The following is a 6,205-nucleotide window of genomic DNA, read 5'->3' on the forward strand; positions in this document are numbered from 1 at the left end:
TACCGAACAGTCCGTAAATATAAGGAAAAATGCACTTGATGAAACATGATAAAAATCGAAAAGAATTGTTCATAAAAATTTCATAAAATTTTGCTAAAATAATTTATGAATTATCAGGTTTGAACTTATAGGAGGATTCTTATGGTTAAGCGGAGTGATAAGAAACCATCCTCGGAGAATTATTCTTTTATAAAAGAGACAATTAAGGAACGTCCGACAGACAGAAAAAGCCCTGTTAAGAAATTTCTGACTGCAGCTGTATGTGGTGTGATTTTTGGCGGCTGTGCGGTTGGAACTGTGGCATTATTTCTGCCGGGAGTGATTGAAACGATTGAAGATTCGACAGATCATCATACAGAAGTCACCCTGGTACCGGCTGTTACGGAAGTACCGGCTGGTCGGAAAGAACAGGAGCAGACAGAAACAGGAGAAGGGATGGCTAATACGAAGGTATCCGGTCAGAATGAAGCTCAGTCGTCCACAGCAGAAGACATAGCTGTTAAGGACATGGTAGCAGATGATGCATGGGCAGAGCAGGTGCGAAATGTGGCAGAAGTACCGCGTAAGGCACTGGTGCGAATTCTGGCATTGGGAAATGATGCAGATCTTCTGGATGATTCGTTTTTGAAATATGGTGAAGAAGAGGGATTTGTTTTCCTCAAAAATGATGAGGCGTTTTACATCATGACGTATTCTGACAATATGAATGATGCCGGGAAATTTCAGGTGACATTTTCAAATGGAGATATGGCAGATGCTACGCTTTGCAAGAGTGACAGTCGCACCGGTTTTCTGGTATTCCGGATTCCCTTTACAGATGTAAAAGATGCAACAGTAAAAGATATTCCACAGGCGGCACTCGCAAGAGACGATGACATAGAACTGATGGATGCTGTGATCGCAGTGGGAAGTCCGACAGGAGATTATGATTCCCTTGTCAGTGGGATGATTACTTCTGTGACAGGCACCATGAAAGTGGCAGATGAAGAATATGGAATGCTGACGACAAATATGGTGGGAAGTGAAGAAGGAGGCGGACTTCTTCTGAATATGGCAGGAGATGTAGTCGGGATCATCTGCGGCAGACAGGAAGATGCGAACAGCAGTGTGATCCGTGCAATCGAGGCGACGCAGCTTCGCTCGCTTCTGGAGGGTATGGCGAATGGAGACGATATCTGTTATATCGGAATCCATGGAGCAACGATTTCAGAATACCAGGTAGAAAATCTGGAACTTCCGGATGGCATCTATGTGGATTCAGTTGAACCTGATTCTCCGGCAATGGCAGCCGGTGTTCAAAGCGGTGATATTGTACATACACTTGACGGACAGGAGATCCGGTCTATGGATGACTATTCTTCGACGCTTCAGAGTCTGAACAGAGAATCAAAAGTCAAACTTGAGATCTATCGTAGAAATTCTTATGGTACATATGTGAACGTAGAATTGAATGTAATAATAAAGGAAAAATAGAAAGGCAAAAATATATGCGTTTTATCAATGAATTACATGAGGGAGACCGTGTCAGCGGAATCTACCTCTGCAAGCAGAAACAGTCAGCAATGACAAAAAACGGCAAGCCGTACGATAATGTGATCCTGCAGGACAAGACAGGTGTACTGGACGGTAAAATCTGGGATCCGAATTCTCTCGGAATTGATGATTTTGACACACTGGATTATATTGATGTAGTGGGAGACGTTACGACTTTTGCAGGAGCAATGCAGCTGAATATTAAAAGAGTCCGCAAGGCTTCCGAAGGAGAGTATAATCCGGCTGATTATCTTCCTGTCAGCGAAAACAGTACAGATGACATGTACGGACAGATTTTAAACATGATCAAAACAGTAAAAAATGAATACCTGTCCGCACTTTTGAATAAACTTTTTGTGGAAGATAAAGAATTTCTGAAATCTTTTCAGGAACATTCTGCTGCAAAGACGGTTCATCATGGATTTATCGGTGGATTGATGGAGCATACTTTAAGTGTTACGAAGCTTTGTGATTACATGGCAAATGCTTATCCCCTGCTCAAAAGAGATCTGCTGATCACTGCTTCACTTCTTCATGATGTCGGCAAGACAAAAGAACTTTCTTCTTTTCCTTTAAATGATTATACAGATGAAGGACAGCTTCTTGGACATATTATCATCGGGGCACAGATGATCCATGATCTGGCAAAAGAAATTCCGAATTTCCCTGAAACACTGGAAAATCAGCTTGTGCATTGCATTTTGGCGCATCATGGAGAACTGGAGTATGGTTCACCGAAAAAACCTGCACTTGCAGAAGCAGTTGCGCTGAATCTTGCGGATAATACAGATGCCCGGATGGAGACGCTGACAGAGATTTTTGCAGCAGACAAGGGCAAGAAGGAATGGCTTGGATATAACAGACTTTTTGAATCAAATCTGAGAAGAACAGGAGACGTTTGATCCTCATGGAATATCGTAAAAATGACATTGTTACGTTAGAAATTGTGGATTGCGGAACAGACGGTGAAGGCATTGGCAAAGCTGATGGCTTCACTGTTTTTGTAAAGGACGCAGTCATTGGAGATACAGTTACAGCCAAAATCATGAAAGCAAAAAAGAACTACGGTTACGGACGCCTGATGGAGATTCTGAAACCATCTCCATATCGTGTAGAGCCGATTTGCCCGTCTGCCCGTCAGTGTGGTGGCTGCCAGCTGCAGGCTGTTTCCTATGAAGAGCAGAAAGCTTTTAAGGAGAAAAAGCTTCGCGGACATCTGGAACGGATTGGTGGATTTAAGGAGCTTCCGATGGAGCCGCTGATCGGAATGGACGAGCCGTATCACTACCGTAATAAAGCTCAGTTTCCGGTCGGAAGAAATAAAGAAGGCAGGATCGTGACCGGTTTTTATGCAGGCCGTACACATGCCATTATTGAGAATCGTGACTGTGCACTCGGGATTCCGCAGAACAAAGAAGTTCTGGATCGTGTGATCGCACATATGGAAAAGTATAACATTGCTCCTTATGATGAAATGACCGGAAAAGGTCTGGTTCGCCATATTTTTGTCCGTTACGGATTTTTTACCGGAGAGCTGATGGTCTGTCTGATCATCAATGGGCAGGATCTTCCGCATCAGAAAGAACTGGTGGAAAAGCTTGGCGAAATTCCGGGCATGACAAGTATTTCCCTGAATATCAATAAAAAACGAAATAATGTAATTCTCGGTGACAAGGTTAAAACAATCTGGGGAAAAGAATACATTACAGATAAGATCGGAGATATTTCTTATGAAATTTCGCCGTTGTCCTTCTTTCAGGTAAATCCGCATCAGACATGGAAGCTGTATTCCAAAGCACTGGAATATGCGGACCTCCATGGAGAGGAAACAGTATGGGATCTTTACTGTGGAATCGGAACCATTTCGCTTTTCCTTGCGCAGAAGGCCAAATTTGTCCGTGGTGTGGAAATCGTTCCGGCGGCTATTGAAGATGCCAGAAGAAATGCACATCTTAACGAAATTGACAATGTAGAGTTCTTTGTCGGAAAGGCAGAAGAAGTGTTGCCGCGTGAATATGAGAAAAATGGCGTGTATGCAGATGTGATCGTAGTCGATCCACCACGAAAGGGATGCGATGAAATGCTTCTTAAGACGATCCTGAAAATGCAGCCGAAACGTGTGGTATATGTAAGCTGCGACAGTGCAACATTGGCGAGGGATCTGAGATTTTTATGTGACAATGGATATGAGTTAAAAAAAGTCTGTGGAGTTGACCAGTTCCCTCAGACGGTGCATGTGGAGACGGTTGTTTTACTTTCAAAAGTGCACACTCTTGAATAAATCAAAGCTAGTAAATAGGGACTTTTCAAGAGCTTATCGTTGAAAGATACGAGCGGCTCTGGAGAAGCCCTTATTTTTATGGCTTGAGGAAACTGGTCGATTCACTATCGTTTAAAAGTGCACACCTTTGCAAACGATAGAGGTTTTATTTTGCGCGGATTTGAATTGAAAAATTATTAGAAATATAGTAAGGTAAACTAAAGTTGAAATATGCTGAAAGAAAAGTAAGCTTAATGGTATTTGCAAAGATATTACTGGCTTAGGACGTTGGGAAAATGGCGATGTAGAATTGTTTATGGAGCATCAGGATGAGTTAGATCAAATCATGGAAATCGTGAAACAATCCTTTGATGCACAGGCAGAATAATGATTTTGGGACGTTAAAGGAGGCCTTCTATTTGAAAAAGAAAAAAGACGAAATTACTATCCGTTCCAGCGCAGCGGAATACCTGACTTATGTTGCATCTATCGGTGATCAGCAGGACAGCATTGAGATGCGCTATGAGGATGAGAATATATGGCTGACACAGAAGATGATGGCCACATTGTATGACGTTGGTTTGCCAACGATAAATGAACATATTAAAAAGATTTATGCAGATAGTGAATTAGAAGAGTCTGCAACTATTCGGAATTTCCGAATAGTTCAAACCGAAGGTTCACGTCAGGTGACTCGTGATACAAAGCATTATAATCTTCAAATGATTATTGCGGTTGGATTCAAGGTTAATAATGAGCGAGCAGTACAGTTTCGCAAGTGGGCCAATGGCATCGTGAAGGACTACACCATCAAAGGCTGGGTTATGGATGATGAGCGTTTGAAAAATGGTGGCTCTGTGCTTACAGTAGAATACTTCGATCGTTTGCTTGAGCAGATTCGTGAAATCCGTCTTTCTGAACGTAGATTTTACCAGAAGATAACGGATATCTATGCTACAGCTCTTGACTATGACAGAACAGCAAAAACAACAAAGCAGTTCTTTGCAAAGGTCCAAAACAAGATGCATTATGCAGTTCACGGACATACAGCAGCGGAGTTGATTTATGAACGTGCCGATGCTGATAAGCCACATATGGGATTAACCACTTGGGCAGCAGCACCGGAAGGTAAGATTGTAAAAAGCGATGTGAGCGTTGCAAAGAATTATTTGAGTGAGCAGGAAATGCGTTCACTGGAACGTATTGTATCTGCTTATCTGGATTTGGCAGAGGATCGTGCGGAACGTCATATTCCGATGACAATGGAGGACTGGGCAAAGCGACTGGATCTATTCCTGATGGCAGATGACAGAGAGGTCCTTCAGGATGCAGGTAAAATCACTGCTGAAATTGCCAAGGCAAAGGCCGAAACCGAATTTGAAAAATATCGTGTTATTCAGGATAGGCTGTTTATGTCTGACTTTGATAAGTACATGCTGGAACTGGAAGAGAATGCGAAGAAGTAGTAGCATCGCCATTAAAATTTTCAGTTTGCCAAGGTCGAGTGCATGGGAGTTGGGTCATCAGTCGTGGCGAAAAATAGCTGTTGACCTGTTCTATGTACGAAGAACAGACAAGGTGGAGACGATGGCGGTTCTCTGTTAAATTTGACTTTTATGTTGGAATCACTATAATAGTAGAAACGAATAAAAAAGTTGAACTTTTTCCGTGGACAGGCGAGGTTCAGACTGTGATATGGATAGCGAATTGTATCAATACTTTTTTGCTACAGAATTTGTTGATATGTTTCCACAAACAAACGGAGATATTTTGCTACATTTCATATTAGTCTGGATCGGTTCCCGAAAACTGACATCAATCAGAAGGTATCGTGCCATGTGGAGACGGTAGTTCTTTTGTCCCAACTGAAACAAAAGCCGGATGATTACATTAATGTCACGATTGAACTTGATGATATGGATATAACATCTGCAGAGACTAAGGCTACATATGATGAGATAAAGAAGTATGTGGCTGAACATAATGCCGGTATGAAGGTTTCCAATCTGTATATCTCACAGGTAAAGAGAAAATGCGGAATTGAGGTTGGAAAGAATTTGCGCGTTGCAACGAGGAGAATGGACTGCTTGCAGGGCAATTCGACGACTGCCGCGACAGACTTGGAACTTGTTCCAAGTCCTAATTTACCTAAAAATGAAGATAGCAGGCAACCGCAGTGTCCAGAAGATAAAGAGAGTGCAATTGTGGAGGCATTGAAGCATTTTAAGATGAATAGTTAATAAAGAGAGGTGCAGATGCTATGCCAGGTATACTCGTAGTTGAAGATGATGAGAATTTAAATCGTGGAATTACATTCTCACTGAAAAAATCCGGATATGAGGTTTTTTCAGCAGAATCAGTGAAAAAAGCGAAAAGAATTGCAAGTGATAATAATGTGGATGTTACCATTTG

General features: G+C 42.0%; 4 protein-coding genes and 2 pseudogenes. All 6 read left to right on the top strand.

What is annotated here, in order from left to right:
- The first annotated feature begins 141 nt into the window (after window positions 1–141).
- Window positions 142–1,473 (top strand): S1C family serine protease, encoded by a 1,332-nt coding sequence (locus H8Z79_RS14030; protein ID WP_118040680.1) that lies wholly within the window; start codon window positions 142–144, stop codon window positions 1,471–1,473.
- Window positions 1,474–1,487: 14 nt separating this feature from the next.
- Window positions 1,488–2,435 (top strand): 3'-5' exoribonuclease YhaM family protein, encoded by a 948-nt coding sequence (locus tag H8Z79_RS14035; RefSeq protein ID WP_015540882.1) that lies wholly within the window; start codon window positions 1,488–1,490, stop codon window positions 2,433–2,435.
- Window positions 2,436–2,440: 5 nt separating this feature from the next.
- Window positions 2,441–3,814 (top strand): 23S rRNA (uracil(1939)-C(5))-methyltransferase RlmD, encoded by a 1,374-nt coding sequence (gene rlmD, locus H8Z79_RS14040; RefSeq protein ID WP_187002906.1) that lies wholly within the window; start codon window positions 2,441–2,443, stop codon window positions 3,812–3,814.
- Window positions 3,815–4,212: 398 nt separating this feature from the next.
- A complete protein-coding gene (locus tag H8Z79_RS14045) occupies window positions 4,213–5,259 on the top strand; it encodes a virulence RhuM family protein (RefSeq protein WP_118041236.1) in 1,047 nt (348 codons plus the stop codon).
- A gap of 360 nt (window positions 5,260–5,619) precedes the next feature.
- A pseudogene (locus tag H8Z79_RS14050) lies at window positions 5,620–6,033 on the top strand (hypothetical protein); the annotation flags it as partial.
- Between the two features lie 20 nt (window positions 6,034–6,053).
- Window positions 6,054–6,205: pseudogene (locus H8Z79_RS14055) on the top strand (response regulator transcription factor); the annotation flags it as partial.

It is taken from the genome of Blautia intestinalis (assembly GCF_014297355.1).
Lineage (GTDB): Bacteria > Bacillota > Clostridia > Lachnospirales > Lachnospiraceae > Blautia_A > Blautia_A intestinalis.

What these genes read in the sequence shown, in the direction of transcription:
- H8Z79_RS14030 (WP_118040680.1), top strand. Translation starts at nt 142, where the DNA reads ATGGTTAAGCGGAGTGATAAGAAACCATCCTCGGAGAATTATTCTTTT.
- H8Z79_RS14035 (WP_015540882.1), top strand. Translation starts at nt 1,488, where the DNA reads ATGCGTTTTATCAATGAATTACATGAGGGAGACCGTGTCAGCGGAATC.
- rlmD (WP_187002906.1), top strand. Translation starts at nt 2,441, where the DNA reads ATGGAATATCGTAAAAATGACATTGTTACGTTAGAAATTGTGGATTGC.